The organism is Mannheimia cairinae, assembly GCF_028649535.1.
Taxonomy (GTDB): Bacteria; Pseudomonadota; Gammaproteobacteria; order Enterobacterales; family Pasteurellaceae; genus Mannheimia; species Mannheimia cairinae.
Map to the genome: position 1 here is coordinate 32,009 of NZ_JAQSJE010000008.1, position 26,832 is coordinate 58,840.

The following is a 26,832-nucleotide window of genomic DNA, read 5'->3' on the forward strand; positions in this document are numbered from 1 at the left end:
TTAATAACGCAAAAAGCGTTACCACCCTAACGCTTTATTCGCCACCATTTCTCGTAATGTTTTGGAATGTGAAATGGTAAACAACCCCATATTTCGAGCGATTTGTATTGGTAAGAATTCACAAGAAAAAACAGAAATTAGACCGCTTGTTGCTGTCATCATTTGCTTTTGATCTTGCTCTCGGCTTTTTTCAAAGGCAGATAATACTGAAAACTCGCCAATATCCGTCCCCTTATTAAAGGCTTGTGCCACAAGCTGAGCTAAGGAATATAAATCTCTCAGCCCTAAATTAAAGCCTTGCCCTGCCACAGGGTGGAGCATTTGAGCCGCATTGCCGACAATCGCTAGGCGATGATGAATGTGCGACTGTGCCTTTTGCAAAATAAGCGGATAAACAAACCGCTTGCTTACCCTTAAAAACTCGCCTAATTGCCAACCGAATTGTTGCTGTAAACGAGCTAAAAATGCTTCATTAGGTAACTGCATTAACTCCTCTGCCTGCTTGGTACACCAAACCAGTGACATACAATTCCCTGCCAAGGGCAATAAGGCAAAAGGCCCTTGTTCAGTAAAATATTCAAACGCTTGATTTTGGTGAGGTTCGCTTAATTCCACATTGGCAATCACGGCAGATTGTGCATAATCTTGCACTTGCAGCGTTTCCACTCCACACTGTTTGGCAATGTTTGATTGAATTCCGTCTGCTGCAATCAGCAAACGGCAACTAAGTTGCTCGCCGTGTTTTAGAGTCAGATTACATAGCTGTTGGGAACGCTCGATAACGTCCACTTCATTCGGGCAAAACAGTTTGATATTAGCGTGTTGCTGAATACAAGCGGTCAATTTTTTGCCTAATTTTGCAAGTTCCACCACCACACCAAGCTGAGAAACAGGTAATTCATCGGCTTTTAAGGTTGTTTTACCAAAATGCCCTTTATCTGCAATATGAATTTGCTGAATCGGTGTGCCGATAGCTTCAATAATGCTCCCTAAATTTTCGCCTGCAAGTGGTAAAATTTGTCGCATTTTTTGCAAACTGCCTTCCGCTAATGCAATACTGCGGGCATCAAATCCACCTTGTTGTTCATAGTTTGGTAGTGATTTTTCTACTATCGCAATCGACATTTTTTGTTGGCTAAAATGGCTTAATGCCAATGCCAACACAGAACCACTGATTGCCCCACCTACAATCACAACATCAAACTGCTCAGTTTCCATTTTTACTCCTATTCAAAAGCGTGCAAAATCTCAAGCGGATAACGCTTACCACTTAAATAATCTTGCACCGACTGAATGACCAATGGGCTTCTCTCGCATTGCCCTTCTTGCTGAATGTAATGGTTGAATTCCTCCACACTTAGCCAAAGGGCTTGGGTAATATCTGCATCTTGTGGCGAAGGTTCGAGCCATTCATCCAGCTCTACAGCAAACACAAAACGAAGGTAATCTGTTTGGGAGCGGGGAGCTTGCCATTGGTAGATTTTAATCAAGCTACTCATTTCCGCCCGAATCCCTGTTTCTTCAAACAGTTCACGCCTTGCCCCCTCTAGCAAGGTTTCCTCTTTTTCTAAATGCCCTGCGGGTTGATTCAACGTGCGTTTGCCATATTCAATTTCTTCCACAAATAGAAACTTTCCTTTGCAATGCACCACGCACGCAAGCGTTACATTGGGTTTATGCATTTATTTCACCTCAATAAGCGGTTTGTTTTCGTCCATTTCAAGCAATCGCCCAACGTGGAATAACGGCACATTAGCATTTTTTGCAATTTGTTGGATTTTTTCGACCGCTTGTGGCTGCACCGCTACCAATAAACCGCCTGAGGTTTGAGGGTCGCATAAAATCGCTTTTTGCTCGTCTGTCATTGCCGAAATTAAATGCCCATAACTATCAAAATTACGGTTTGTTCCGCCCGGCACAGCCCCTAATGTAATATATTCTTTCGTGCCGTCAAGGGTTTGAATATCGGCAAAATGTACCTCGGCACGCAAGCCAGAGCCTTGGCAAACCTCGCTTAAATGCCCAAGCAAGCCAAAACCTGTTACATCGGTCATTGCGGTTACTTCCGGCAATTCTGAAAATTCAGCCCCAATCAAGTTGATTTGGCACATCACTTCACTTGCCAAATTCTGATGTTCTGCTTTCAACAACCCTTTTTTCTCAGCCGTAGTAAGCACGCCAATGCCAAGTGGTTTGGTTAAAAACAGCTCGCAACCTGCCTGTGCGGAGGCATTACGTTTTACTCGCTCTGTCGGCACAATGCCCGTTACCGCCAAGCCAAAAATTGGCTCCGGCGAATCAATCGAATGCCCACCAGCTAATGCAATCCCCGCTTGTTGGCAAGCAAAACGCCCACCTTCAACAATCTGCTGAGCCACTTCTGCCGGCAGTTTATTGACAGGGAAACCAAGAATCGCAATCGCCATAATCGGCTTACCGCCCATCGCATAAATATCGCTAATCGCATTGGCAGAAGCAATCCGCCCAAAATCAAACGGGTCATCCACAATCGGCATAAAGAAATCGGTAGTGCTGATAATCGCCTGCCCGTTTCCGAGATCATACACCGCTGCATCATCTGCCGTTTCATTCCCCACTAACAAATTCGGGTCGATAAATTTATCTAATTGACTTTGTAAAATAGTCCCTAACACCTTAGGAGAAATTTTACAGCCTCAACCAGCCCCGTGGCTGAACTGGGTTAATCTAATCGGTTCAGACATCTCGCCTCCATATCTTGTTAAAATTATGACTATTGTACGCTAACAAGCGGTCTGATTTGCTAAAAATTTTGCATATTTTGCATAATTAGAAAATTTTCGAGCCAGATCACAAAATCAGATAAAAACCTTAGTAATTTTTATGGTAAGTTAATTCAAAACTTTAGGAGTAAAAATGAGCGACCTAACCACACCAACCAGTGCAAATATTTTATTTTACTCAGCAAATCAAAATGTAAAAATTGAAGTACAATACCTCGATGAAACTTTCTGGCTTACGCAAAAAAATATGGCGGAGTTATTTGGGGTTGAGGTTCCTGCAATTTCTAAACATTTAGATAATATTTACCAAACAGGCGAACTTGTTCAAAATGCAACCATTTCCAAAATGGAAATAGTTCGCCAAGAAGGTAAGCGAATGGTAAAACGCAAAGTAGATTTCTATAACTTAGACGCAATCATTGCTGTGGGCTATCGTGTAAATAGCCGTGAAGCAACACAGTTCCGTATTTGGGCAACGAATACATTGCGTGAATTTATTATCAAAGGCTTTGTAATTGATGATCTACGCTTAAAGCAAGGCAAGCAATTTGAGCAAGATTATTTTGAGCAATTAGTTGAAAAAATTCGGGAGATCCGAGCATCTGAACGCCGTTTTTATGAAAAAATTACAGATTTATACGCATTATCATCTGACTATGATGCAAAATCTCCAATAACCAAGCAATTTTTTGCCACTGTGCAGAATAAGTTACATTGGGCAATTACAGGGCAAACTGCTGCAGAGCTTATTTATCATAAGGCTGATAGCCAATTACCTAATATGGGCTTAACTAATTGGCGAAATGCCCCTGACGGTAAAATTTTGAAAAGTGATGTATCTGTGGCGAAAAATTATTTGCAAGAAGCCCATATCAGCGAGCTTAATCAGCTCGTTTCTGCTTATTTAGATCTTGCAGAAAACCGAGCTAGACGACAAATTTTAATGAATATGGCAGAATGGGAAACCTTCCTAAATAATTTCTTAACACTTTCAAATTATCCTATTTTGCAAGATAAAGGCAAAATCAGTGCAGAGATGGCTAAAATTAAAGCAGAAAGTGAATACGAAAAATTCCGTGTTGTTCAAGACCGAACATTTAAAAGTGATTTTAATAAATTCTTGGAAGAATTTAGTCAAATTGATACATCTAATAAATAATCAAAATATAGCGGTCTGATTTGCAGATTTTTTTGCAAAAAAGACCGCTTGTGTTAACTTAAAGCACCCACTTTTCTAAATTATTATCAATTTTGGGTTTTAATGATAATTCATACTCTAAAGCATCAAGCCATTCCGAGATTGTTTCAAAAGGGGCAAAACGATGGCGACGAGCAATAGTCGCAAAATCGCCCAGTGTTAGATTATCCCAATGCTGAAAGCGAGAGAGTTCGTGCTGGTTTAAGCAAGCTAAACCTAATTTTTGTATCTGGCTAATTGCAGCCTCTTTTCTCTGTTCCAATTCCAAATAGCCGAAATTCAATTTAAGATCAAAGCGACGCAATGAGGCAGGATCGAGATTACCCATTAAATTGGTCGAAACGATAAGCAAGCCTTCAAATTTCTCAATTTGGGTTAGCATTTCATTCACTTGGCTATGCTCCCAACTGCGTTGTCCATTTTCTCGGGCAAACAAAAACGTATCCACTTCATCAAAAATCAGCACCATATTATTCTCTTTTGCCTGTTGGAAAGCCTGTGCAATGTTCTGCTCGGTACCACCCACATACATACTTAATAAATCTGAACCTTGACGAACCAAGGCTTTTAAGCCCATTTCCTGTGCCAACCAGTTTGCCCACGCTGTCTTGCCCGTTCCCGGTGGACCATAGCAACAAATCCGTCCACACTTTGTCTGCATCAATCCCTCGCTGATTTTATGTAGATTATCGCTACACGCCACCCAATCCAAATTATAGGCAATTTTATTTTCAACAAGCGGTTCGATTTTCTTAAAACCTTGCGAACGTAGCATTTGATTAAACATTCCCAAGGCTTTATCTGCAAAATCCGCTGAGTTCTCTGTGGGTAATGTATTCATTACATTTAAAGTACGGCTTAATACCGCAGGTGATAAATCGGCATTTTGTGCAAAATGTTGAATATAATCGGCAGAAAGTTTATCGCCCACTAGTTCTGCAATAAGCTGTGCTTTATGCTTATTCAGTAGCATAGGCATTTCAAACACCATATCGAAACGACGCAGATAAGCATTGTCAATGCAATCAACAGAATTAGAGATCCAAATCATTGGAATAGCATTATTTTCCAAAAAATCATTAACCCAGGCTTTATTCTGTTGGGCGATTGATCGCTCAGTAAAAGAGCCAGCAAAAACATCTTCCACTTCATCAAAAATAATTACCGCTCTTTTGCCTGCCAGTAATTTTTGTGCTAAACGGCAGTTTTCTAAACGGGTCGTTCCACGCAAGACATCGCCATCTTTATCTTGGTTCGCCATTGTATAAGCAGGTAAATTTAGCGTTTCAGCTAGTAGTGTGGCAAATTCGGTTTTCCCTGTTCCAGCAACACCATAAAGCAGAATATTTACCCCTTTTTTTGCTGTTTTTATCGCAATTTCCAAATAATTTAGCATCATTTCACGATTTTTAGCGATATGATCATAATGACTGAGCTTTAGTGTAGAAGGTACGGTTGGCACAGTAGCTCGTTCGATTAAAGATTCTTCTGTAATTGGTAAAAGTACAAAATCATCAAAATCTAAAGCGTCTCCCCAGCCTAAATAATCATGAAATTGATCGGGACTATAATTACGCTCAATCAAGCCATACCCCATTAATTTACTTTTTTTACCAAGTACAGATTTCACTTCTTTAGATGGCTGATCAACTAAATCTGCCAAAATTAATGCTGTTTGGTTTAAATCCATATTGGGTAGATACTTTAATAAACTACATAAATTTTGTTCTGCTCGCAAATGAAATACAAACTTCATTACCGCCTGCTCACAAGCAGTCAAATCTAAAAATTCTGTTAATTTAACTAAGTTCACATATGCAGTTTGCCAACATTCAGGGGACTCTTTTTGAGATAAGATAGTTTGATAGCGTTGCTTTAACAACTCTCGAGCTAACTGTTTTAGTTCAGCATCTTTTTCCATTTCTTGAGGTAAGCCAATGGCAAATGCTACATCATCATCACGATATTCATCGTTACGAAAAAACGCTGAAAATAATTTATGCTCAAACATTGCTTTTAGCATAATTTTTTCAGAATAAAGGGAAACTGTTGAAGGGTTTAATTGATAGTTACTCATAAAACATTCCTCTTGCTGATTTCACATCAGTAATTTTACTTATCAATACGACAAGATGTGTCGCACTTAATGCTTTATGGTAGATTTTTGATCGGACGAGCGGATTATAATGGCGAAAAATAAAAAAGCAAGCGGCCGATTTTGCAGATTTTTTGCGAAATCGACCGCTTGTGGGTATAAAAGCTCAGATTACGATTTGCTTAAAAGCTATCAATAATTTCTTTATTTTCTACTAATCCTTGAATGTTTTTCCAAAGATCTTCAATTAGAGAACCGTCCAAAATTGTAACCCAGCTTGTATCATTCCAATAAGCTAAATAATCTTGGGGGCAATAATTATATATAGGATAATTTTTACTGACATTATCCCCACGTTCTGATTGAATTTTTGAAAAAATTTCGTTTAATTTAGGAAAGTTTTCTCTGGTTGATTTATTCCACATTATGCCATGATAGCCTCTTCCAAGATTTTCATAACAGATCCAAAATGGAGCAGGAGCTTTTTTCGGGATAAGATAGATTGGATAAATACTATTATCCTGTTTTAATGAATAGCTGTCATCAAGTCTATAAGTGCAACCATCTAACTTCTCCTTTAATTGTTTAGCCAACTCTTCTCGGCAGTATTCTGTAATTTTCTTATAATACTCTGTACCTTTTACAATTTTAATAAGCTGGGTAAACTCTTTTTTATATTGAAGTAAGAAATCATTTTGTTTGAATTGTTCAAAAAGACTTTCAAATTCAGATTGTTCCATTTCAACATGAATATGTTCTTTTTTAATCTCTTGTTGATTTCCTAAATTAAATCCAGAACATAAAAAAGATTTAAAATAAGAAATAAATTCTGTCATTCTCGGAGAGAGCCTATACATTTCACAATTGGATAACCAATTGTAAAGGAAATTAGGCGTAATCACGGTTGCTTTATTTATGTCTTTCAATGCGTTCCATTTGTCTTCATCATTACAGATTCCCGTAGTTGGTTCTTTTTCGGATATAGGAAGATAAAGCATGAAGCAATGATCTTTATTTTTCTTTTCTAAATCTGAAATATAATTAAAAATCTGATAAGGTTGCTCTTTTGCATTGTTTAATTTACTTTCAATAGACATCACCCAATGGTCTGTTTCAATGAAAATATCGTGATAGAAATTTGTATATGTTGGTTGATGAACTACGACCTTTGTGGAATTTTTATTAAACTTTAATAAAGATACATCTAAATTTTTCTCTTTTACTAGACCTAGTAAAAATTGTTCTAAAAATAGAGCCTGTTGTCCGTGATTACCCTTAGGGTCAAGCAATGTACTTAAAATATAAGATAAACCATCTTCATCCGTTCGCATAAACTGGAAAGGATTAAACAATGTACTTTCTTGTTTTTCTCTTTCTAAAAATAGTTGTTCTTGCTTTTCTTCTTGTTCAACTAAAGATGTTAAATTCGCTAAAATAGATGTGTAACTCATAGATTTCTCCGATTGTAAATAAACTGGATGTATTGTACCAAACTGCTCAAAAAAAAAACAATCATTATCAAAAAATCAGATCAAACTCCGCCAAACCTCCACCGTTTCAGGATTCGGCGTGCCTTTTTCCAAACCTAACTGAACCGCAATTTTTTGTAACTGTCTTGCTAATTCCGGCTGCCCACATAAATCCAAACTCACGATAATGCGAGAAATTTTTTTATCTTCATGACCAATGCGTCTAATCCAATAATGACGATTTTGGACTTCTTCCGTCATTTTTAATTCACCGTCTTCAAGATAAATTCCCCAATAGCGAATAATATGCTCGAAAGAGCCAATAAATCTTTGTTGAATTTCAGATGAATTTCGGAAAAACTTGGTATCTTGTGGCTGAAATGCAGGGGCTAAATTATTCCATTTAGATGGCTTTTCAACAGGGAAAAGCCATGCAATCCAGAAGTAGCCTTGATTAAGCATACTTTTTGGTAAATTCCAAACTTCTTCTAGGCTTAAATCGAATTGCGAGGTTTTACGTCTGCCTTGATAAAATTCAATGATAGGGTGTGAAGTGTTTGTATGATGTTCCATATATACTCCTTATTTTTTCTGAGTATAAAACAGATAAACGATATTTTGTGTCGTATAAAATAACAAGCGGTCAATTTCTTGTAAATTTTTACAAAAAACTGACCGCTTGGTCCGCTTTATTATTCTTATAGTAAGTAATCTAATACGGCTTTCCAATCCGGAAATTGTGGCTGTCCGAAATGAATATGCTCGCCACTAAATTTATCCGCACCGTTTCTTAATCTATCGTCAATTAAATAATCGCCTTGGTTTAAATTTTTATGGTGGGATAAAATCAAGCGTTTATATAGCACGGAATTTTCATCTTTACCGAAATATTTTTGAATCCATTTTACCTTATCAATCCACGCAGACGGATTATCCCAAGGAGCGGTGGAAAGCACATAAACATCATATTTTTCTGCTAATTTATGTACCGCTTCAACCGCCATCGGCATAGGTTCCATTAGGCTGAAAATACCCTCGACATCATCATAATGTCCGGCATATTCCTGCTTGGTTTTTTCATCTAATTTTGCAATACCAGTTGGGAAATCCACTAACACATTATCCATATCAATGTATATGATTTTCTTCATTTTTATTCTCCCCTTGAATATCAAAACTTTGTCCAACTTCTATTTTTTCTAGCCATCTATCTACCTTTCTTCCTCTTAAATTTAAGGATGCTTTTCCCATTGCTCCTGCACCATAAAAACGCCAATTTTCCTTATATTCTTTTATTCCAGAAATATCTTTTTGATAAATATAGCGAAAATAGTAGCTAATAACATCATCAATATCCGTAAATTCCCGTTCTTTATAGCTTGGTGAAAAAATATTGCCTTGAGTGTGTAACGTATATCGGCGAACTTTTTCATTTCTTGGTAAAATTAAGATCGCTCGTTGATTGAATAAATAGCCTAATCGAGTTATTCGTGTTTCTAATCGCTCCAAATTATCATCAAAAATTAAATAGAGGCGGATCTTCTTATTTGAGCAAAATAGCCTGCAAGTAACCTCAATGCCGTCTAACCGCATAATAGATCCCCAATAACTGGTTAATTCTTGGCAAATAACACCTAAGTCATCAGAGTTAAAATTAAGAAATTGTTTAATCTGTTCAATCGTAAAATTAGCGATACCTTGGTCTTGCTCGCCACTTAATATTGCACAATGATAATGCTTAAATAAGCTTGGGTTTAAAATTACACCGGACATAAATTGCTCCTTAAAGATTATTTAACTTCAAGTGCAGTATATTTATTAGTACGATATTTTATGTCGCATAAAAACAACAAGCGGTACTTTTTGCAAAAAAATCACAAAAAAGTACCGCTTGTTTTCAACTTATTTCGCTATGCCAGAATCTCTTTTATAAACTCTGGCACAATTTCACTTGCTTTACCGTATCTGGCTTCTTGAAAAGAATTTTTCACTTTACTTGGTTCTAAATTTAGCTCAATGGTTTTTGCTCCCCAGTTATTCGCCTCTTGCACAAAACCTGCGGCAGGGTAAACATTGCCAGAAGTGCCAATCGACACAAAAATGTCACACTCCATTAATGCTTGGTAAATGCGATCCATCTCCAACGGCATTTCGCCAAACCAAACAATATGCGGACGCAAACGGGCAGCTGTAGCACAGCAAGTACAGCGGCTTTCATCAGTCACATCGCCTTGCCATTCATAAACCTTATTTCTATTCGGACAACGGACTTTCAGCAGTTCACCGTGCATATGGAGAACATTTTTAGAACCTGCTCGTTCGTGTAGGTTATCGACATTTTGCGTTACAATCAGCAAGTTTTCCCCGATTTTTGCTTCCAATTCTGCTAACGCGATATGGGCAGGATTAGGTTGCACTTCGGGATCAAACAGCTTACGGCGACGCTCATTATAAAAGCGTTGTACCAACTCCGGTTCCCGTTTATATCCCTCGGGCGTTGCCACATCTTCCACCCGATGATTTTCCCACAAGCCGTCCTCGGCTCGGAATGTACGAATGCCCGATTCTGCGGAAATGCCGGCACCGGTTAACACCACGATTTTAAGATCTTTTTTCATATTGATTTCCTCTTTATATTATCCAAACCGCTCTTCCGCCATTTCGAGCATTGCCTGTAAATTTTGGCAAAAGAGTTTGGTATGCCGTAAAAACTTTTCCGGATCATCGTAAAAACGATTTCCAATCGTCATCTGCATTTTGTCGCCGGCTCGGAAAAATGTGAGATGTTTCATATCTTCTATTTCTTCATTTTGTAACAGTGCCAGTGTGCCGATATTTGAGAATGTCATCACATCCTCATCTCGTTCCACAATCGCATTACCACAAAGATAAGCGTTGCCACCAATATTGGTATCAAACTTCACTTCGGTATTGCCTTCCACTTTTGCATCACCACAAATGTCTGAATCATAAATTTTAGCATTGCCGTAAATTTCAGCATTATCGTGAATCCCCCCACCATAGATAATTGCATTACCATATACTGAGCAACTATCATTCAACCCACCGCCACGCACTTCGGCATTATCTCGTAAAGAAATAGATCCATTTTTCGAACTATTCATCTTACCACCGCAAAAAATCGCATTATCGGACATAGAAAGTGATGAACCATATCCGCGAGCATTTGCTTCACCATATATTTTTGCATTATCTTTCATTGTCAGATTGGTATGACGAATAAAAGCATCGCCATAAATTTTTGCCTGATCGGATATATCAAATTTATAGTGATTTTCACAATAAATCCAAGCCCGACCAAATACTCTTGCATTTCCGTGAATAATGCCTTTGCCTGTAATAATCGCATTATGCTCGACTTTGGCACTATCAAAGACATAAACATTTTCGGCTATCCAACAATTACCTTGCTGAGAAAGGTTTTCTTCTTTTTCAATCCAACCGCCTAGCTCTCCCTCTTTTACAGAATGTTCCCAAGCACCTTTTCGGTAAAATGAAAAGTCTCTTAATGCTTCAATTTGATAAAGTGTTTTACCATCATATTCCACGGTATTTCCTGTTAAACGATATTTCATTAAAAACCTCCTAAAATACGAGACTTAGCTACTTCAATAACCGTTTCATATTCTGTAAATGCCTTTAACGCATTTCGGATTTGCTCTGCAGAAAAAGCCTGATTGTTATATCGAATTTCAAATCCATTTTCTGTTTTATATGCAGTTAAATACTCCATAAAATCAGAAAACATTTTTGTTTGGATAAAATCATTTTGAGATTGAATAAAGGCATTACTACCTAAATCAACACCATCATTAATCACGATATTTTCACCAATAATCCGAGTATTACCGAAAAAATCATTACTACCGCTAATTTCAGCTCCACAAATTTTGACATTATCTTTAATCCAAATACGACTACCTCGAATCACCGAATTTCCCCAAATTTCCACCTCTCCTTTAATATGGCAATTTGCTTCAATTTGAGAATTACCATAAATTTGAGCATTATCAGAAATCCAAATTTCTCCAATAGAATTTCCACCCACTCGGGCATTTTCAAAAATTTTCACTGAGCCACAAATACAAGTATTTTTCCCGCTAACCGTTGCATTACCAAAAATTTCTACATCATCCCAAATATTGTTTTTGACTGCGACCACAGCACTATCATAAATTTTCACATTGTTACTGATACAGCCCCTTAATACTCTCGCATTGCCATATACTTTGGCATTATGCAATAAGGCGGTATACCCACCAATATAACCATTTTCCGATACACAAGCCTGATCCCAAACTTCCGCACTATTCGCCACCCAGCAATTTCCTTCGTGGGATAAATTATGCTCACCGCTAATAAAACCACCTAAATCGCCTTCTTTAACTTCTGTGCCATTGCTGGTTGTAAAAGTCTTTAACGCTTTGATTTGATACAGTTTTTGATCCTCATCACCACGTTCACTTTCTATTAGACAGTATTTTTTCATTTGAAACTCCTGTTTTATTGGATACATCTATTTTATGTAACACAGCGATATTTTGTGTCGTAAGAAAATTTTTTTCGATATGCTTTTGCAGAAATAAACAAAAATAACGCCCTTTAAAACAGGCTAATCGGGAGAGTTAAAAGTCAGAGAAAGGTAAAAAAAGAGCGGTGAAATTTTGCAGAATTTTTGCAAAATTGCACCGCGTGTTGGAAAGTTTAAATTAACTAGCCCGATCCATTACCCATTGAATCAATCCTGTATTCAATACTAACTCAACTACTTTCTCTTTGTTCCATAGGAAAATATTGTCGTAACTTTCAATTTCTCTACGGAATTGCTCATCATTACCTGAATGATAAACAAAATACAGAGTATCTACACTATTGTATTTACCTTTAACATTCTCAATGAACCTTTTTAAATCTGAAACATTTGCTTTACATTTAACCTGAACATAGCTGTTTTTTCCACTAATCGGGTTTGAAAAAGCAATATCAATATCTTTCTGCACTTTTCCGATTGGAGACGTTCGCTTCCAACCTAAGTTTGAGAAAATAAGTTCGGTTAATAACTCAAAATCTTTTGGATTTAAACTTTCTACTAAGGGAAATAATGCATCCTTAAATGATTGTAATGCTTCTTCTGCTCTCTCAATCTGAGGAACAGTTGTACCTAAAATACGATGTAAGAGCTTATCTTGGCAATGTACTCCGCATACTGTACCTTGATAAGATTGCACTTTACTAATTCTTCCATCTAAATTCTCAATTAAAAATTTAGGATCATCATTTCCTATCACACCTTTTGGCGATGAATGCCAACCATCTAGGGTATTACGGGTACGATACCCAGAATTCAAATCATCATCAGCAATAAATGGCTTACCTTTTGGCTGGCACCACCATAAACGCCCTGCATAAAATGTGATGAAATAATCATTTTCTGTAAGCTCGTAATAGTCTCTAATTTGATTAGTATCACGAGTTGCAGCTCCTTTATCTTTACGATGTTTAAACCAATGCTCCCAAATTTTATCCCATTGACTATCTAGGCATTCTTCATGTAATCCTTCATAGCCAAATTTGATCGTTCCTTTCTCAATGCATTCATCTTCCCAACAACCGCCAATACCTAATTTAATGTAACGAATCTGAACTTTGTTAATTAGATTACTCATTATCTTTCTTCCATATAAAAATTGGTATAAACACTATAACAAACTGCTCAAAAAAACAATTTATTTTATCTAACATTATTCTTCAAAATATCATCAATCATTTTCAACGCCTCCAATCCTTTCATTTCCAAACTTAAAAAGTGCATTTTCGGTACACCTGCATCCATTGGGTTAATACGAATTAAACCGCCTTTTTTCTGTTTGGCAGTGCGTTCGGAGAAGTTGCGGACTGTTGGCACAGTTTTGCCTGCACCGATTTCAATCACCACAGGACGTTGGGTTTTTCTTAGCCATTCATTAAGTAATACATATTTACCGAGCTGGTAATCTTCGCAATAGGTGTAGTCATTAAACATCATTACATTTTGCCGTGCTAAGCCATCGCAGTGTGGGCAGGTGGGAGCAGGGCTAAGCACGATACATTGTTCATCATCGGTGATCGGCTGATAACCGTCAGACCACCACGATTGATCTTGGCAATTATCCACACATTGCAAGCGGTCTAATGTGCCGTGGCATTCGTAAATTCTGCTTTCAAGAAACCCTGCTTTGCGGAAATGCCCATCTACATTGCTGGTAAATACAAAATAGCCGTGTTGCTTACTCTCCGCCCAACGTTTTAAAATCTCATAACCTTCGTGGGGTTTGGTTTGGCGATATTGATTTAAGCGATGAGCAAAAAACCATTTGGCAAGCTCAGGGTGTTGTTTATAAACAAGCGGTGTTGCAATATCTGTAAATTGCAAATTGAATTTTTTCAGCGGTGGATAGGCATTCCATAATCCACCTACACTTCTAAAATCAGGCAAGCCACTATCTACAGACATTCCAGCCCCCGCAGTAATTAAAATACCGTCAGCTTGGCGGATAAGTGCAACAGCATAATTAAGATCATTTTTCATCGTTTTCCCCTTTGTTTTTTTATAATTTTAATTAGAAAAACGACAAAATATGTCGCAAACTTATAAAAATTCACAAATAATGGCAGAAAAATCGTCATACAAGCGGTGTTTTTTTACCATTTTTCTGCAAATTTGCAGACGTTCAATATTATTAGGGTACTTATGCCAAATTTGGAGAAGTTGTGCGGGTGTAATGTAATTATGTAAACCGTCTGAACAAAGCAATATACTTTCGCCTTTTAGTAGTTGAAATTCTGTTACATTAATTCGGAAATCTGAACTATCAAAATCGGCACTAATGCAATCGGATAAAGCTTGGTACATTGCTGCATATTCTGTTTGTTTATCAATCAAACCTTGAGCTTGCATTTCAGCAAGCACAGTGTGATCAAAACTGAGTTGTTGCCACTTGCCATTTATCGTAATTTTATAAGCTCTACTGTCGCCAGTATTAACTATTTTGCCACGACCATTTGTATTTACTTCACAAGCAACAAAGGTACTACTTGTGCCAAAATGACTGTGAGCATATTGTTCACTTAACTCAGCTTGTATTGCTCTTAGCCAAGCGGAACTCAATGTTTGGCATTGGCTTAATTTTTCCATTAGAAATCGACTAGCAAGTTGAGGTTTTGGGCTGTTAGAAATCCCATCAGCAATGCCGAAAATGACTTTTTCATCATTTAAAATGACACGTTCAGCATTTTTTAACTGCCACTGGTAAACCTTTACACTATTAAATAATGCATCTTGATTTTGTTTTTTGCTATTACCTACTTGCTGACAAAATGTGAGTTGAAATGACATAGGTTTATTAATAAAACAATTAAATATACTTGTTTATTTTGTGATGTTGCTCAAAAAAGCACAATGAATATTACCTGTTCTATATTTCTTTTTCTATATGTAGATTTTGTGTATTTGATGCCCCCTTCCCTGCCTTACGGTAGTACTTCCCCCATAGGGGGAAGTCCCGCCAAAGGCGGGGTAGGGGATAAAAAAGCAAATCAGCCATTCAATCCATTTAAAATTGAACACTCCGGATTATTATTGCCACAGCAAGAATGGCTCCAGCTTTTTAGTCGTTTAAGCATTGCTTGTAGATCCGCTATTTTCTGCTCTAACTCATCTATATGTTGTTCCGTCAGCTTTTTCACTTCTCGGCTGGAGCGGTTTGGGTTGTCGTTTAATCGTAATAATTCTGTGATTTGCACTAAGGAAAAACCGACCTTTCTGGCATTACAAATAAAGTGTAAGCGAGCTAAATCTTTTTCATTATAAAAACGGTAGCCCGATTCGGTACGACTTGGCTCAGGCAGTAAGCTTGCTTTTTCGTAATCTCGGATTTGTTTGGCTGAAAGCCCTGTTTTTTCGGCAGCTTGGCTGATATTCATATTTCCTCTTGACCTTAACCTAGGGTTAGGGTTTAGCATATCTACAAATACTAGATTTGTCACTTTTTAATTTATAAGGAGCATTGTATGCAGTCATCTCTTTTTAAAACAATTAGCCTATGGGTAACAACAGCATTTCTTTCCCTAGCTTATGCACAATCAACAGTAGAAGTTTGGAAAAGTCCAACCTGCGGTTGTTGTAATTTTTGGATAGATCACTTAAAAGAAAATGGTTTTGAAGTAAAAGCTAATGACACAGGTAATCAAGCAGTACATAGTGAGCTTAAGTTACAGCCACAGTTACAAGCGTGCCATACTGCATTGGTAGATGGATATATTATTGAAGGTCACGTACCCGCTCAAGATATCAAACGTTTATTAACAGAAAAACCTAGTGATGCTGTGGGACTTATTGTACCTGCAATGCCAATTGGTTCACCTGGTATGGATCAACCAAAACATAATGGTGTAAAAGAAAAATATCACGTTTTATTATTGAAAAAAGACGGTTCAACCAGTATTTTTAATACTCATAATGAATAATAGGAGCTTATTATGACAATTACTTTAGCATTAGACGGGTTACATTGCGGCAACTGCGTAAAAAGCGTGGAGAAAGCGTTAAATAGCGTAGAAGGTGTTACTCAAGCGAGCGTAACATTAGAAAATCAAACGGCTGTTGTCGAAGGCAGTGCAAGTGCAGAAGCGTTAATTACTGCGGTTGAAGATATTGGTTTTGATGCGAAATTAGCTTAATTTTTGCCCCCTACCCCTTGCAATGCAAGGGACTTCCCCCTTAGGGGGAAGAAAATGTTTTTCTCCAAAAGGGGATTATTCTTATGGAGGTAAAATGACAACTTCAACACTCAACTCAAACGAACAACAACTCTTAATTGACGGAATGCACTGTGCTGCTTGTGTTCGCCGTGTAGAAAAAGCTTTACTGAAAGTCGAGAACGTTAGTTTTGCATCGGTTAATCTTGCCGATCAAACCGCTTTTGTTCAAGGCAATGCCGAGCCGGAGGCTTTAGTCGCTGCCGTTGTCAAAATTGGTTTTGGGGCGGAAGTGCTGGAAAGTGAGGAAGAGCGTCGAGCTAAACAACAAGCCCAAACCAAACGTGTACTTAACCATAAACGCTCGCAATTTATTGTTGCTCTTATTATCGGCTTTGCATTGGTTGCCTTTGGTTTTTACAAAGGAATGATAATTGATGAAAGCAATCGCTCCCTTTGGCTAGGTTGGGCGGCTATTAGCCTTGCCACAATGTATTTTGCAGGCAAAGATTTCTTTATTGGGGCTTACACCGCCCTTAAAAACAGATCTGCTAATATGGACGTATTGGTCGCAATCAGCACGGGGACGGCTTGGCTTTATTCATTCTGGCTCACGCTTTTCCCTCAGCCCAATGCTCACGTCTATTTTGAGGCGAGCGTGATGATTATCGGCTTTATCAATTTAGGTAAATATTTAGAGTTAAAAGCCAAACAGCGTTCCTCTTTAGCATTAGAAAAATTACTGGATTTAGCCCCGAAACAAGCGGTTATTTTTGAGGAAAATATTGCAAAAACTATTCCTGTTAAGGGAATCAAGCCTGAAATGAGGGTGCAAGCCTTAACAGGCGATCGCTTAGCGGTGGACGGCATTTTAGAAAGCGGTTCGATTTGGGTAGATGAATCAATGCTTACCGGCGAAGCGTTACCAATTGAGAAAAAAGCGGGCGATAAAGTGCGAGCTGGCACCTTGGTTCAAGACGGTTCAGGCGTTTATATTGCCGAACAAGTCGGCTCGCAAACCGCTCTTGCCCGTGTAATCAATGCGGTTCGCCACGCTCAAAGCAGTAAACCACCACTGGCTCAATTTGTTGATAAAGTGGCTAGCGTGTTTGTGCCGGTAGTGGTCTCACTCGCTGTAATAGCAATGTTTGTTTGGTTAATGATTGGTAAAGAGTTTTCTTTTGCCTTATCTATTTTTACGACCGTGCTAATCATCGCTTGCCCTTGTGCCTTAGGCTTGGCTATTCCACTTTCGACCATAGCTGGGGTGGCTCGTGCCGCAGAGTTTGGTGTTTTAGTGCGTAATATCGAAGCCTTACAAGCCAGTAGCGAAATCGACACTCTTGTGTTTGATAAAACCGGCACTCTTACTACAGGGCAAATGGAGGTGGTTGATGTAACTACTTTTAACGGTTTTGAGCAAGATAAATTACTACAGATTGCCAAAAGTTTAGAACAGCACGCTTCTCACCCAATAGCAAAAGCGATTGTAAAATTTGCACAAAATCAGACCGCTTGCGAAATGAGTGATATTCAGGTAGCAAAAGGTTTGGGTATTTCAGGCAAATATGAGGAAAATCTTGTTAAAATCGGTAATGCGAAATTTGTTGGTGCAGAGAACCAATCATCTTCCTTTACGCAAGAAGGCGATTTTTCCTCTAAAATTTTTGTTGCTGTTGATGAACAGTTAGTCGGTGTGTTATCAGTTTCCGATCAACTTCGCCCTGAATCAAAGGCGATGATTGAACAATTCCAGGCACAAGGTTATCAATGCTTAATGCTCACAGGCGATCGCCAAGCAACCGCTGAATATTTTGCTAAAACACTTGGCTTAAACGGTGTAATTGCTGAAGTATTACCAGAGCAAAAAGCTGAAAAAATTCGGGAACTGCAAGCACAAGGCAAAAAAGTAGCAATGATTGGCGATGGTATTAACGATGCCCCAGCTCTTGCTCAAGCCAACGTCGGCATTGCAATGCACAATGGTTCTGATATTGCGGTGGAAACGGCGGATCTTTCGCTGATGAAACAAGGATTAGCTCCTGTGATGCAAATTCTTCCCTTCTCAAAGCGTGTATTGCAGAATATGAAACAAAGTTTAATGGGTGCATTTTTCTATAATGTAATCGCCATTCCTGTGGCAGCTGGTGTGCTTTATCCGTTTACTGGCTGGTTGCTCAATCCGATGATTGCGGCGGTTGCGATGACGTTGTCGTCTATTACTGTAGTATTAAATAGCCAACGGCTGTTGAAATAAAACAAGCGGTGAGATCTGCAAACATTTTTGCAAATTTCACCGCTTGATATTATCCGCTAACGACTATTAATCCGCTAAAAATAAAGGCCCTAATGGTGTTTTGGGAATACCGAAATGTTCAGGGTAATGTACTTCCACCAAATATAATCCTTCCGCTTTGGCGGTTGGGGCGGCTTTTTCCCTATCTCGCTGCTCTAACACCCATTTTGCCCATTCTATTGGTTGTCTGCCCTGTCCTATTTCAAGCAATGTTCCAACAATATTTCGCACCATATGATGCACAAAGGCGTTTGCCTGAATATCGACAATCACATAATTACCTTGACGGGAAACCTTAAGATGATGAATATTCCGCCACGGTGTTTTTGATTGGCATTTTGCAGCACGGAAGGAGGAAAAATCATTTTCGCCTAATAAATATTGCCCCGCCTCGTGCATTTTAGTTTCATCAAGCGGGAAATGATAGTGAGTTATCCCTTTAGGTAAAATGGCTGAACGCAGTTTGCTATTAAAAATAATGTAACGATAACGGCGAGCGGTTGCACTAAAACGAGCGTGGAAATCCTCATTCACTTCCACCGCCCATTTCACTGCAATATCATCAGGTAAATGGGCATTGGTCCCGAAACACCAGCTTTGCAGTGGGCGATTGGCTTGTGTTTCAAAATGCACAACCTGTCCTGTTCCGTGAACACCAGCATCGGTTCTACCAGCACAAAACACTTCTACTGGCGAATTAGCCACAACAGACAAAGCTTGTTCTAATTTTTGTTGCACACTTTCAACCGACTCTTGTCGTTGCCAACCAAAATAACGGCTACCGTCATATTCAATGCCTAATGCAATTTTCATTCACTTTACCTAATAAACAAGCGGTAAAATTTTTGCAAAAGTTTGCAAAAATCTGACCGCTTGCGTGTATTAAAACTATTTGTTTAATAAGCCTAAAAATTCTTTTCGAGTTTCACGATCTTCTAAGAACACACCACCAAAAGCCGAGGTTACCGTATAGCTATTGGTATCTTTTACCCCTCGGCATTTCACACAGAAATGAGTTGCTTTCACATAAACTGCCACATCTTCCGTTTCTAAAATGGTTTGGAATGCGGTGAGAATTTGCTCGGTAAAACGCTCTTGCACTTGTGGACGCTGGGCAAAAAATTGTACTACACGGTTAATTTTAGATAAACCAATCACCCATTTTTTCGGGTAATACGCCACCGCAACTTTACCATCAATGGTAACAAAATGGTGTTCGCAGGTTGAGGTTAAGGTAATATCATCCACCAGCACCATTTCGCTTACTTTCATCCGATTTTCAATATTGGTAATTTTAGGGAAAGTAGCGTAATCCAGCCCACTAAAAATCTCATCTACATACATTTTCGCTAAACGATGAGGCGTTTCTTCGAGGCTATCGTCGGTTAGATCTAGCCCTAATAATTCCATTACTGCTCGCATATGTTGCTGAATTTCAGCTCGGCGACTATCTTTATCTTGTGTTAGTTGAACCGTCGGTGTTTCAATACCTTTGGCAAGCAAGGCTTGGCGAACTTTTTTCGCTTCAGGTGAAAGCGTGTTTTCTGCTGTGCTTAGTGGCGAGATCGTTGTCATTGGTTTTCCTCTCAAATATAAGCCGCAAATTCTAACAAATTGACATCAAAAAAAATAGCTCTAAAATGAGCTATCTCAGCGATAAACATTATATTTACTATGCAAAAAACTCAATTTCTCTTTAATGCCGATTTAATCCCCGAACAACACGCCGAATTTGTACAATCACTATTTAATTGCGAAAATATTGAAAATTCCGACCGCTTGTTAGGTTACTCTAAAGGGCGAGGAACTACTTGGTTTTTAAATGCCACACCTGAACTTGGCATTAATGTTGTTCTCCGTCATTATTATCGAGGGGGGATATTTGGTAAATTCGTGAAAGATAGTTATTTTTTCACTCAATTTGAGAAAACTCGGGCCTATAAAGAGTTCTTCTTATTACAACAAATGCTGGCTTGGAGTTTGCCTGTGCCTCACCCAGTTGCAATTAAAGTAGTAAGTAAATTATGTTGTTATCGTGCTGAGATAATGCTTGAAAAACTAGAAAACACGCAGGATCTAAGCAAAGTTTTGCAATCTCAGCAGTTATCAAATGAACAATATGAGCAAATCGGACAGCTAATTCGTGATTTACATAATCATCAAGTTCATCATTCCGATTTGAATATTCATAATATTTTGCTTGGGCAGGATGGGAAATTTTGGCTGATTGATTTTGATAAATGCAGCATTGAGCAAGGCGAAAATTGGAAACAAAACAATTTAGATCGCCTGCTACGTTCTTTTAAAAAGGAACAGGGCAGACTGAATATTTTATTTAATGAAGAAAATTGGCAAGCTATCTTAAAAGGCTATCAAAAATAAAAAATAAAGGTACGTTCTCACACGTGCCTTTAATCTATAATATTTGTTAAATTATTTCACTTCTCGAATCATAATTTCAGATGGAATAACACTACCCTGCCAGTAAAGCTCTGCAGCAACTTTTTCTGCTAAAGCAAGATATGCTTGGGTAATTTCGTGTTCTGGTGCGGCAACCACTGTTGGTACACCTGCATCTAAATCTTCACGTAAGCGAATATGAAGCGGTAACTGAGCTAAAACTTGAGTGCCATATTTTTTAGCAATTTTATCTGCTCCACCTGTTCCGAAAATAGCTTCGTGATGACCACAATTTGAGCAAATATGCATCGACATATTCTCAATTACCCCTAAAACTGGCACTGAAACTTTCTCAAACATTGAAATACCTTTAATAGCATCAAGTAATGCAATATCTTGTGGAGTTGTTACAACCACCGCCCCTGTTACAGGAATTTGTTGAGAAAGGGTTAATTGAATATCCCCCGTACCTGGTGGCATATCAATGACTAAATAATCAAGTTCATTCCACCAAGTTTCATTTAATAACTGACTTAATGCACTACTTGCCATTGGGCCGCGCCAAATCGTTGCATTTTCTTCGTCCATTAAATAGCCGATAGAGTTTGACTGTAAACCGTGGGCGGTAATTGGTGTAATATGTTTGTTATCTGGCGAAGTTGGACGCTGATCTTTTGCCCCTAACATATGCGGGATAGATGGACCATAAATATCAGCATCTAAAATCCCAACTTTTGCACCTTGTGCTTGAAGAGCTAAGGCAAGATTAACAGAGGTGGTCGATTTACCCACACCGCCTTTGCCTGAGGTTACCGCAATAATATTTTTAACACCATTTACGGCTGGGTGGCTATTTGCACGTTTTAGTGTGGCAATTTGGTAATTTAAGACCCATTTTACACCGCTTGCCCCCGTTAGCTGTTTTAATTTTTCTTCTGTTTCTGCTTTTAACGCAGCAAAACCACTATTCCACGCAAATGGCATAGTCATTTCAATACGTAATGTGCTTCCACCCAATTCCGCTTTTCGAAACGCATTTAAGGCAATTAAATCTTTCTGTAAAGTTGGATGAGCAAATTGCTGGAAAATCACTTTAATTTCAACAAGTTGCTGTTCTGTTAATTGGTTCATTAAATTAATCCTTTTGGTTTAAACTGCGTTGTAAATCCTTGCTATAAATTACTTCGCTATCATTATTTAAATCAATACCTAAAAGGGAGGAGGCAATCCCTACCCGGTGCTGATATTGAAATAAAGGTAATACGGCTACATCATCATAAAGTAGATCATTCACTTCTTTAATGATCTGTAAACGATCTTCTGGGCTTAAATTTTCTGATTGTAAGCGATCTAATTTTTGATCGACTTCTTCATTTTTATAACCTGAATGATTATCTGGGCTCATTGAATGAAATTTAAATAAGAAGATCGCAGGATCAGGATAATCTGCACACCAACCAGAACGAATAAGCTGATAATTTTTTTGCTCTCTGGCTTTATTCAATGCAATCCAATCTGTTGCTTTAGGTACAATCTGAAATAGCTCTGATTGAGATAATGTACGAATAATTTGGTTGGCAATATCTATATTAGCACTATTCTCATCATATGAGAGTGTAAGCTTAAGCGGATTATGCTGACTAATGCCTGCTTTTGTTAATAACTGCTCAACAATAATCGGTTGCCACTGTTTTTCCCTATCTTTAACTAAATGGTGGGGAATAACTGATTGGCTAGGAATACCGTATGCTTGCCCAAGATTAGCAGAAGTCACCATTACCCTTAATGATTCTCGAATATCTTTTCTGCTTAATAAAGGGTCGTTAAAATTAAATTCATAATAGTATGAACATAATCGAGGAAATCTAACAATATTTTCTTTTTGAGTTAATAATGGGTTTTCCACAATATCGAAAGATGAATAATCTTGAATGGTAGTAATTAACTCATACTCCACTTTTTGAAATGCTGTATCTTCAGTACGTGCTTTTAATGTTATTTTTTTCGGTTCTAGCTGTTCAACTTTATAAGTTGCATTGCTGATAAAATTTTTTGGATCTGGCTCAGTGCCTTGATAAGTTGGTAATAACGCTGAATGTGCCAACATTTTTGGCAATAAGCTATTTGGATACTGAAGACGAATTTGTAAACTATGATCATTTAATGCAACAACACCTAATTCACTGACATCTTTTTGCTTATCTTGAATTGCTTTTGCATTCTCTACTCCCATATAGATAAGGTATTTTGCAAGTAATGAGTGATTTTCAGGGGCAATTAAACGTTGCCAGCTTGCAACAAAGTCCTGTGCAGTAACAGCTTCACCATTAGACCATTTGGCATTTTCATCTATAATAAACAACCATTCTTTTTGATCTTCAGTAAACCAACTTTGTGCAAGTGCAGGGACCACCTCTCCTTTTATGTTATATGCCATTAAGCCCACTAACAGATCTCGGATAGGTGCTGCATCCGCAGATACTTTTACTTTATGTGGATCAAGTTGAATCACCGCCGAATAAACCGCTCGTTTTAGTACTGTCGCATCTTGTTGCGGTTGTTCTACTTGAATCGGCTTAGAGCTATTTAATTTATCACAAGCGGTAATAAGTAAAAGGCAAGCGGTCATTTTTGCAAAACATTTTACAAATTTCACCGCTTGTAAATATTTCAACATAAGCATTCCAAATTGATAACTATTTTACAAGAAGTCCTGGAAATAAGGTCGTAATTCCAGCCACAATGATTTCAATACCAAGTGCCATCAAAATAAGCCCCATAATACGAGTAACAACATTTGACCCTGTTTTTCCTAGTTTTTTAACTAAAGGGGCAGAATAGCGAAATAAAATATAACAAATTAACGCAAAAATAATAATTGCGATACTAAAGCCAATATAATCTTCCCAGCTATGGTAGCGAGTTCCCCACACAATAGTAGAACCTATTGCCCCAGGGCCTGCCATAATAGGCATTGCTAGCGGTACAACACCGATATTATCGTATTCTGTAATATCTTCGTTTTTCTCTTCTTTATTTTGTTTGTGTTCGCCTAGCTTACCGCTAATCATTGTCATTGCAATACTTACAATCAAAATACCGCCCGCTACTCTAAATGAACTTAAAGAGATACTAAAAGCATTTAAAATTAAATTACCAAAATAAAGGCTCACTAATAAAATCACACCGATTGAAACAGCAGTAACCAAACTTGTATGATTTCGTTCACCTTCATATTGATGGGCAGTCATACTAAAAAAAATAGGCAAAGAACCAAATGGATTTACGATAGCAAATAGACCAATAAAAAATTGGAGATAGATAGCAAAATTAATGACAATATCCACAAAAATTTCTCAAAAGAATAATATTTCAATAATATTATATAGATTAATGATAGGAGATACAAAACAAAAGCACCCAAAATCTTTGCTCTGATTTGGGTGCTTCTATTTCAAACTATTTTAATTTCACCTATTATTAATTCTGTTTCATAAAATCTTCATTTACTTCAACTGAAGCTCTAGCACGAAGATCTTTTAATAACTCATCACGTAAAATTAAATGATTTGCTTGCTCAAATTGCGGAAGTAATGCTTTGAATTGTTCATTATCTCCATCTACAATTTTATCTAATGCAACAATAACAACATCACCTTGTTGATTACGAGCAAGTTGGTAAGCTGTTTTACCCTCTTCTTTTTTCATTGCAAACACTGTTCTTGCTAAAGAAGGATTTTCAACTTCCGCCTGCATATACACTAATGTTTGTGGGGCATTAAATGTAATATCAGCTTCTTTTCCTTCATTTAATGCACTAAGCAATTCTACTGCTTTAAGTTGTAATGCTTTTTCGGCTTTATCTGCTTTTACAAAATTTTCAATCGCTGATTTTGCTTCATCAAAAGTTTGTGGACGTTCAGCTTCATATTCGCTCACTCGCACAAATAAGGTTTGTGGATTAATATCATTACCCACATCTAATGCATCTGAATTTTGTTTGCTTTGGCGTAATTCGCCTTCAAATAATGCTCTTAACACTTTTTCGTGTTGAAGTGCAACAGGCACATTTTGCTGAGTAAATTGTGGTGTTTTTTGTACCTCCAAATCCGCTACTTTTGCGACTTCTTCTAGTGAGCTATTGTTTTCAAATGCTCTATTTGCCATTTCACGAGCAATTTTTGAATATTCTGTTAAAACAAGTTCTTGGCGAATTGTTTCAACGATACGATCTTTTACTTGGGCTAACTCAATCATTTGCTCAGCCTTGCGATCTAACAATTTAATAATATGGTAAGTATTATCAACTTTAACTACCGAACTCACTTCACCAATATTTAAATTTGCTGCAGCATCGTCAAAAGCTTTAGGGAAAGTGCCAGCTCTTGCCCAACCTAAATCACCACCGTTATTTGCCGATAACGCATCTGTCGATTTAGATTTTGCTAATTCTGCAAAATTCGCCCCATTTTTAAGCTCTTGTTCAACTGCCTGAGCGTCTTCTTCTGTCGCAACTTGGATATGAGCCAAATGAGACTCACCCTTTGTTACATAATCGGCTTGATTGCGATCATAGTAAGTTTGAACTTGCTCATCTGTAATTTGAATATTTTTTTCAACATCTTTTGGCGAAAGAGAAACATATTCCACCACTAATTTTTCAGGTGCTAATAATTTTGCTTTATTTGCATCATAGTAAGCTTGTAATTCTTCTGCAGAAGCGGTCTGGTTTTGCATTTCTTTTGCAACAGAAAACTCCGCTAAACGCACTTCACGTTGTTGTAATAATAACTTAGCTAAGAACTCTTGCTGAGCCGGTACGCTAAAGTCGCTATTAATGATCCCTTCTTGCAGTTGAGATTGTAACATTCCCTCTTGCACAATCGCTGCATAGTTATCTGCACTTAAATTATTATTACGTAATGTTTGTTGGTATAATTCATTGCTAAATTTACCATCTTGTTGGAACATTTCGCTATTTACAATTTCAGATTTAATTTGGTCAGCACTAATCCCTAATTTTAAATCTTTTGCATATTGACGTAATAGCTCTTCATCAATAAGTCCATTTAATACTGAACGATGAAGCTGTGCGGCATATTCTGGATTATCCATTAAGTCCCAAAAACGACTCCCCATTTCAGCATTCAACATATTTTGTTGGCGATTTAGAGCATTATTAAAAAGCTGTTGGCTAATCTCTTCGCCATTTACCTTTGCAACTGAATTATTCGAAGAAATTAATCCGCTTCCAATTCCACCTATTACAAATGAAATAGAGATTAATGCAAAAATAATTTTAAACGCTAGACTTCCCGTCCATTCGTGCATTTTTTCAATCATTTAGAAATTCCCAATTAATTATCAAAATTGTCGCTGATTATACTATTTCTCAAATTAGAAATAAACTTGCAAATTTTTATTGAAATTTAACCGCTTTCTCTTTAGAATTCACACTTCTTGTCGTAGCTGAGTTAGAGATCGGCTATTGATGTATTATCAACCCTTAACAAAAAGGAAATTAAAATGTCTCTAAGCGTAGAAGCAAAAGCAAAAATCGTTGCTGAATTTGGTCGTGATGCAAAAGACACTGGTTCATCAGAAGTTCAAGTTGCATTATTAACTGCACAAATTAACCACTTACAAGCACACTTTGCTGCACACAAAAAAGATCACCACGGTCGTCGTGGTTTATTACGTATGGTTTCACGCCGTCGTAAATTATTAGACTACTTAAAACGTACAGATCTTGCTAAATATTCAGAAACTATCGCACGTTTAGGTTTACGTCGCTAATTTCAGATATTAAATTTGAGAGCCGAACTGAAAAGTTCGGCTTTTTTAGGCATTAAAAT

General features: G+C 37.7%; 26 protein-coding genes and 1 pseudogene. 6 read left to right on the forward strand and 21 right to left on the reverse strand.

What is annotated here, in order from left to right; translation table 11 throughout:
- Positions 1–18: 18 nt before the first annotated feature.
- From ubiH to selD, 3 genes are read right to left on the reverse strand one after another with little or no spacing between them, the layout of a single operon-like run.
- A complete protein-coding gene (gene ubiH / locus PTQ27_RS08050; RefSeq protein WP_273748055.1) occupies positions 19–1,218 on the reverse strand; it encodes a 2-octaprenyl-6-methoxyphenyl hydroxylase in 1,200 nt (399 codons plus the stop codon).
- Positions 1,219–1,226: 8 nt separating this feature from the next.
- Positions 1,227–1,682: an NUDIX hydrolase gene (locus tag PTQ27_RS08055; RefSeq protein WP_273748056.1), complete on the reverse strand. Its 456-nt coding sequence runs from the start codon at positions 1,680–1,682 to the stop codon at positions 1,227–1,229.
- Positions 1,683–2,723, reverse strand: coding sequence for a selenide, water dikinase SelD (gene selD / locus PTQ27_RS08060; protein WP_273748057.1), 1,041 nt, complete (start codon positions 2,721–2,723; stop codon positions 1,683–1,685).
- Between the two features lie 172 nt (positions 2,724–2,895).
- Here selD and PTQ27_RS08065 point away from each other — a divergent pair, with 172 nt between their 5' ends.
- Positions 2,896–3,921, forward strand: coding sequence for a virulence RhuM family protein (locus PTQ27_RS08065; protein ID WP_273748058.1), 1,026 nt, complete (start codon positions 2,896–2,898; stop codon positions 3,919–3,921).
- Between the two features lie 58 nt (positions 3,922–3,979).
- On the opposite strand, the gene PTQ27_RS08070 is transcribed toward PTQ27_RS08065, so the two are convergent.
- From PTQ27_RS08070 to cueR, 12 genes and pseudogenes are all read right to left on the reverse strand, one after another.
- Entirely contained in the window at positions 3,980–6,037 is a 2,058-nt protein-coding gene (locus PTQ27_RS08070; protein WP_273748059.1) for an AAA family ATPase, read from the reverse strand.
- A 200-nt stretch (positions 6,038–6,237) separates the two neighbouring features.
- On the reverse strand, positions 6,238–7,506 hold the full coding sequence (locus PTQ27_RS08075; protein WP_273748060.1) for a PD-(D/E)XK nuclease family protein: 1,269 nt from the start codon (positions 7,504–7,506) through the stop codon (positions 6,238–6,240).
- Positions 7,507–7,581: 75 nt separating this feature from the next.
- Positions 7,582–8,097: an opioid growth factor receptor-related protein gene (locus PTQ27_RS08080; protein WP_273748061.1), complete on the reverse strand. Its 516-nt coding sequence runs from the start codon at positions 8,095–8,097 to the stop codon at positions 7,582–7,584.
- A gap of 131 nt (positions 8,098–8,228) precedes the next feature.
- Positions 8,229–8,675 (reverse strand): annotated as a pseudogene (locus PTQ27_RS08085) (5' nucleotidase, NT5C type); the annotation flags it as partial.
- Positions 8,653–9,297, reverse strand: coding sequence for a hypothetical protein (locus tag PTQ27_RS08090; RefSeq protein WP_273748063.1), 645 nt, complete (start codon positions 9,295–9,297; stop codon positions 8,653–8,655). The gene PTQ27_RS08090 and the pseudogene PTQ27_RS08085, both read right to left, overlap by 23 nt.
- Positions 9,298–9,434: 137 nt before the next feature.
- The gene (gene cobB / locus PTQ27_RS08095) at positions 9,435–10,142 is read right to left on the reverse strand and encodes a Sir2 family NAD+-dependent deacetylase (RefSeq protein ID WP_273748064.1); all 708 of its coding nucleotides are present in this window, start codon (positions 10,140–10,142) and stop codon (positions 9,435–9,437) included.
- A gap of 18 nt (positions 10,143–10,160) precedes the next feature.
- A complete protein-coding gene (locus tag PTQ27_RS08100; RefSeq protein ID WP_273748065.1) occupies positions 10,161–11,120 on the reverse strand; it encodes a hypothetical protein in 960 nt (319 codons plus the stop codon).
- A complete protein-coding gene (locus PTQ27_RS08105) occupies positions 11,120–12,034 on the reverse strand; it encodes an LbetaH domain-containing protein (RefSeq protein WP_273748066.1) in 915 nt (304 codons plus the stop codon). Before PTQ27_RS08105 ends, PTQ27_RS08100 begins: the two co-directional genes overlap by 1 nt.
- A gap of 220 nt (positions 12,035–12,254) precedes the next feature.
- Positions 12,255–13,211, reverse strand: coding sequence for a restriction endonuclease (locus tag PTQ27_RS08110; RefSeq protein WP_273748067.1), 957 nt, complete (start codon positions 13,209–13,211; stop codon positions 12,255–12,257).
- 65 nt (positions 13,212–13,276) lie between these two features.
- Entirely contained in the window at positions 13,277–14,113 is an 837-nt protein-coding gene (locus PTQ27_RS08115) for an SIR2 family NAD-dependent protein deacylase (protein WP_273748068.1), read from the reverse strand.
- Between the two features lie 60 nt (positions 14,114–14,173).
- The gene (locus PTQ27_RS08120) at positions 14,174–14,920 is read right to left on the reverse strand and encodes a PP2C family protein-serine/threonine phosphatase (RefSeq protein ID WP_273748069.1); all 747 of its coding nucleotides are present in this window, start codon (positions 14,918–14,920) and stop codon (positions 14,174–14,176) included.
- A gap of 200 nt (positions 14,921–15,120) precedes the next feature.
- Positions 15,121–15,507, reverse strand: a complete 387-nt coding sequence (gene cueR, locus PTQ27_RS08125) for a Cu(I)-responsive transcriptional regulator (RefSeq protein ID WP_273748070.1) — start codon at positions 15,505–15,507, stop codon at positions 15,121–15,123.
- Between the two features lie 87 nt (positions 15,508–15,594).
- On the opposite strand from cueR, the gene PTQ27_RS08130 reads away from it, so the two are divergent.
- The 3 genes from PTQ27_RS08130 to PTQ27_RS08140 all read left to right on the forward strand — a co-directional run bounded on the left by PTQ27_RS08130 (position 15,595) and on the right by PTQ27_RS08140 (position 18,538).
- Positions 15,595–16,050: a DUF411 domain-containing protein gene (locus tag PTQ27_RS08130; RefSeq protein ID WP_273748071.1), complete on the forward strand. Its 456-nt coding sequence runs from the start codon at positions 15,595–15,597 to the stop codon at positions 16,048–16,050.
- 12 nt (positions 16,051–16,062) lie between these two features.
- Positions 16,063–16,263, forward strand: coding sequence for a heavy-metal-associated domain-containing protein (locus PTQ27_RS08135; RefSeq protein WP_273748072.1), 201 nt, complete (start codon positions 16,063–16,065; stop codon positions 16,261–16,263).
- A gap of 94 nt (positions 16,264–16,357) precedes the next feature.
- On the forward strand, positions 16,358–18,538 hold the full coding sequence (locus PTQ27_RS08140; RefSeq protein ID WP_273748073.1) for a heavy metal translocating P-type ATPase: 2,181 nt from the start codon (positions 16,358–16,360) through the stop codon (positions 18,536–18,538).
- 66 nt (positions 18,539–18,604) lie between these two features.
- Here PTQ27_RS08140 and truA read toward each other — a convergent pair whose 3' ends face one another.
- A complete protein-coding gene (truA, locus tag PTQ27_RS08145) occupies positions 18,605–19,390 on the reverse strand; it encodes a tRNA pseudouridine(38-40) synthase TruA (protein ID WP_273748074.1) in 786 nt (261 codons plus the stop codon).
- A 75-nt stretch (positions 19,391–19,465) separates the two neighbouring features.
- A complete protein-coding gene (folE, locus tag PTQ27_RS08150) occupies positions 19,466–20,152 on the reverse strand; it encodes a GTP cyclohydrolase I FolE (protein ID WP_273748075.1) in 687 nt (228 codons plus the stop codon).
- Positions 20,153–20,251: 99 nt separating this feature from the next.
- Here folE and PTQ27_RS08155 point away from each other — a divergent pair, with 99 nt between their 5' ends.
- Positions 20,252–20,959 carry a 3-deoxy-D-manno-octulosonic acid kinase gene (locus PTQ27_RS08155; protein ID WP_273748076.1) on the forward strand — a complete coding sequence of 236 codons (708 nt, stop codon included), beginning with the start codon at positions 20,252–20,254 and terminating at the stop codon, positions 20,957–20,959.
- Positions 20,960–21,010: 51 nt separating this feature from the next.
- Here PTQ27_RS08155 and apbC read toward each other — a convergent pair whose 3' ends face one another.
- The 4 genes from apbC to PTQ27_RS08175 form a co-directional block, all read right to left on the reverse strand.
- Entirely contained in the window at positions 21,011–22,108 is a 1,098-nt protein-coding gene (apbC, locus tag PTQ27_RS08160) for an iron-sulfur cluster carrier protein ApbC (RefSeq protein WP_273748077.1), read from the reverse strand.
- A 4-nt stretch (positions 22,109–22,112) separates the two neighbouring features.
- Complete coding sequence (locus PTQ27_RS08165) at positions 22,113–23,654, reverse strand: peptide ABC transporter substrate-binding protein (protein WP_273748078.1); 1,542 nt, start codon at positions 23,652–23,654, stop codon at positions 22,113–22,115.
- Positions 23,655–23,673: 19 nt separating this feature from the next.
- The gene (locus tag PTQ27_RS08170) at positions 23,674–24,324 is read right to left on the reverse strand and encodes a YchE family NAAT transporter (protein WP_273748079.1); all 651 of its coding nucleotides are present in this window, start codon (positions 24,322–24,324) and stop codon (positions 23,674–23,676) included.
- Between the two features lie 133 nt (positions 24,325–24,457).
- Positions 24,458–26,320, reverse strand: coding sequence for a SurA N-terminal domain-containing protein (locus PTQ27_RS08175; RefSeq protein ID WP_273748080.1), 1,863 nt, complete (start codon positions 26,318–26,320; stop codon positions 24,458–24,460).
- 183 nt (positions 26,321–26,503) lie between these two features.
- Between PTQ27_RS08175 and rpsO the strand changes: the two genes are divergently transcribed.
- Positions 26,504–26,773 (forward strand): 30S ribosomal protein S15, encoded by a 270-nt coding sequence (gene rpsO / locus PTQ27_RS08180; RefSeq protein WP_273748081.1) that lies wholly within the window; start codon positions 26,504–26,506, stop codon positions 26,771–26,773.
- Positions 26,774–26,832 lie beyond the last annotated feature (59 nt).

Excerpts from the sequence above, each read along its gene's own strand:
- PTQ27_RS08075 (WP_273748060.1), bottom strand. The coding sequence starts at position 7,506 with ATGAGTTACACATCTATTTTAGCGAATTTAACATCTTTAGTTGAACAA.
- PTQ27_RS08110 (WP_273748067.1), bottom strand. The coding sequence starts at position 13,211 with ATGAGTAATCTAATTAACAAAGTTCAGATTCGTTACATTAAATTAGGT.
- PTQ27_RS08105 (WP_273748066.1), bottom strand. The coding sequence starts at position 12,034 with ATGAAAAAATACTGTCTAATAGAAAGTGAACGTGGTGATGAGGATCAA.
- truA (WP_273748074.1), bottom strand. The coding sequence starts at position 19,390 with ATGAAAATTGCATTAGGCATTGAATATGACGGTAGCCGTTATTTTGGT.
- PTQ27_RS08070 (WP_273748059.1), bottom strand. The coding sequence starts at position 6,037 with ATGAGTAACTATCAATTAAACCCTTCAACAGTTTCCCTTTATTCTGAA.
- PTQ27_RS08080 (WP_273748061.1), bottom strand. The coding sequence starts at position 8,097 with ATGGAACATCATACAAACACTTCACACCCTATCATTGAATTTTATCAA.
- PTQ27_RS08090 (WP_273748063.1), bottom strand. The coding sequence starts at position 9,297 with ATGTCCGGTGTAATTTTAAACCCAAGCTTATTTAAGCATTATCATTGT.
- folE (WP_273748075.1), bottom strand. The coding sequence starts at position 20,152 with ATGACAACGATCTCGCCACTAAGCACAGCAGAAAACACGCTTTCACCT.
- PTQ27_RS08135 (WP_273748072.1), top strand. The coding sequence starts at position 16,063 with ATGACAATTACTTTAGCATTAGACGGGTTACATTGCGGCAACTGCGTA.
- PTQ27_RS08065 (WP_273748058.1), top strand. The coding sequence starts at position 2,896 with ATGAGCGACCTAACCACACCAACCAGTGCAAATATTTTATTTTACTCA.
- PTQ27_RS08100 (WP_273748065.1), bottom strand. The coding sequence starts at position 11,120 with ATGAAATATCGTTTAACAGGAAATACCGTGGAATATGATGGTAAAACA.
- PTQ27_RS08055 (WP_273748056.1), bottom strand. The coding sequence starts at position 1,682 with ATGCATAAACCCAATGTAACGCTTGCGTGCGTGGTGCATTGCAAAGGA.
- PTQ27_RS08120 (WP_273748069.1), bottom strand. The coding sequence starts at position 14,920 with ATGTCATTTCAACTCACATTTTGTCAGCAAGTAGGTAATAGCAAAAAA.
- PTQ27_RS08130 (WP_273748071.1), top strand. The coding sequence starts at position 15,595 with ATGCAGTCATCTCTTTTTAAAACAATTAGCCTATGGGTAACAACAGCA.
- rpsO (WP_273748081.1), top strand. The coding sequence starts at position 26,504 with ATGTCTCTAAGCGTAGAAGCAAAAGCAAAAATCGTTGCTGAATTTGGT.
- cobB (WP_273748064.1), bottom strand. The coding sequence starts at position 10,142 with ATGAAAAAAGATCTTAAAATCGTGGTGTTAACCGGTGCCGGCATTTCC.
- cueR (WP_273748070.1), bottom strand. The coding sequence starts at position 15,507 with ATGAATATCAGCCAAGCTGCCGAAAAAACAGGGCTTTCAGCCAAACAA.
- PTQ27_RS08165 (WP_273748078.1), bottom strand. The coding sequence starts at position 23,654 with ATGTTGAAATATTTACAAGCGGTGAAATTTGTAAAATGTTTTGCAAAA.
- PTQ27_RS08115 (WP_273748068.1), bottom strand. The coding sequence starts at position 14,113 with ATGAAAAATGATCTTAATTATGCTGTTGCACTTATCCGCCAAGCTGAC.
- PTQ27_RS08155 (WP_273748076.1), top strand. The coding sequence starts at position 20,252 with ATGCAAAAAACTCAATTTCTCTTTAATGCCGATTTAATCCCCGAACAA.
- apbC (WP_273748077.1), bottom strand. The coding sequence starts at position 22,108 with ATGAACCAATTAACAGAACAGCAACTTGTTGAAATTAAAGTGATTTTC.
- PTQ27_RS08140 (WP_273748073.1), top strand. The coding sequence starts at position 16,358 with ATGACAACTTCAACACTCAACTCAAACGAACAACAACTCTTAATTGAC.
- ubiH (WP_273748055.1), bottom strand. The coding sequence starts at position 1,218 with ATGGAAACTGAGCAGTTTGATGTTGTGATTGTAGGTGGGGCAATCAGT.
- PTQ27_RS08175 (WP_273748080.1), bottom strand. The coding sequence starts at position 26,320 with ATGATTGAAAAAATGCACGAATGGACGGGAAGTCTAGCGTTTAAAATT.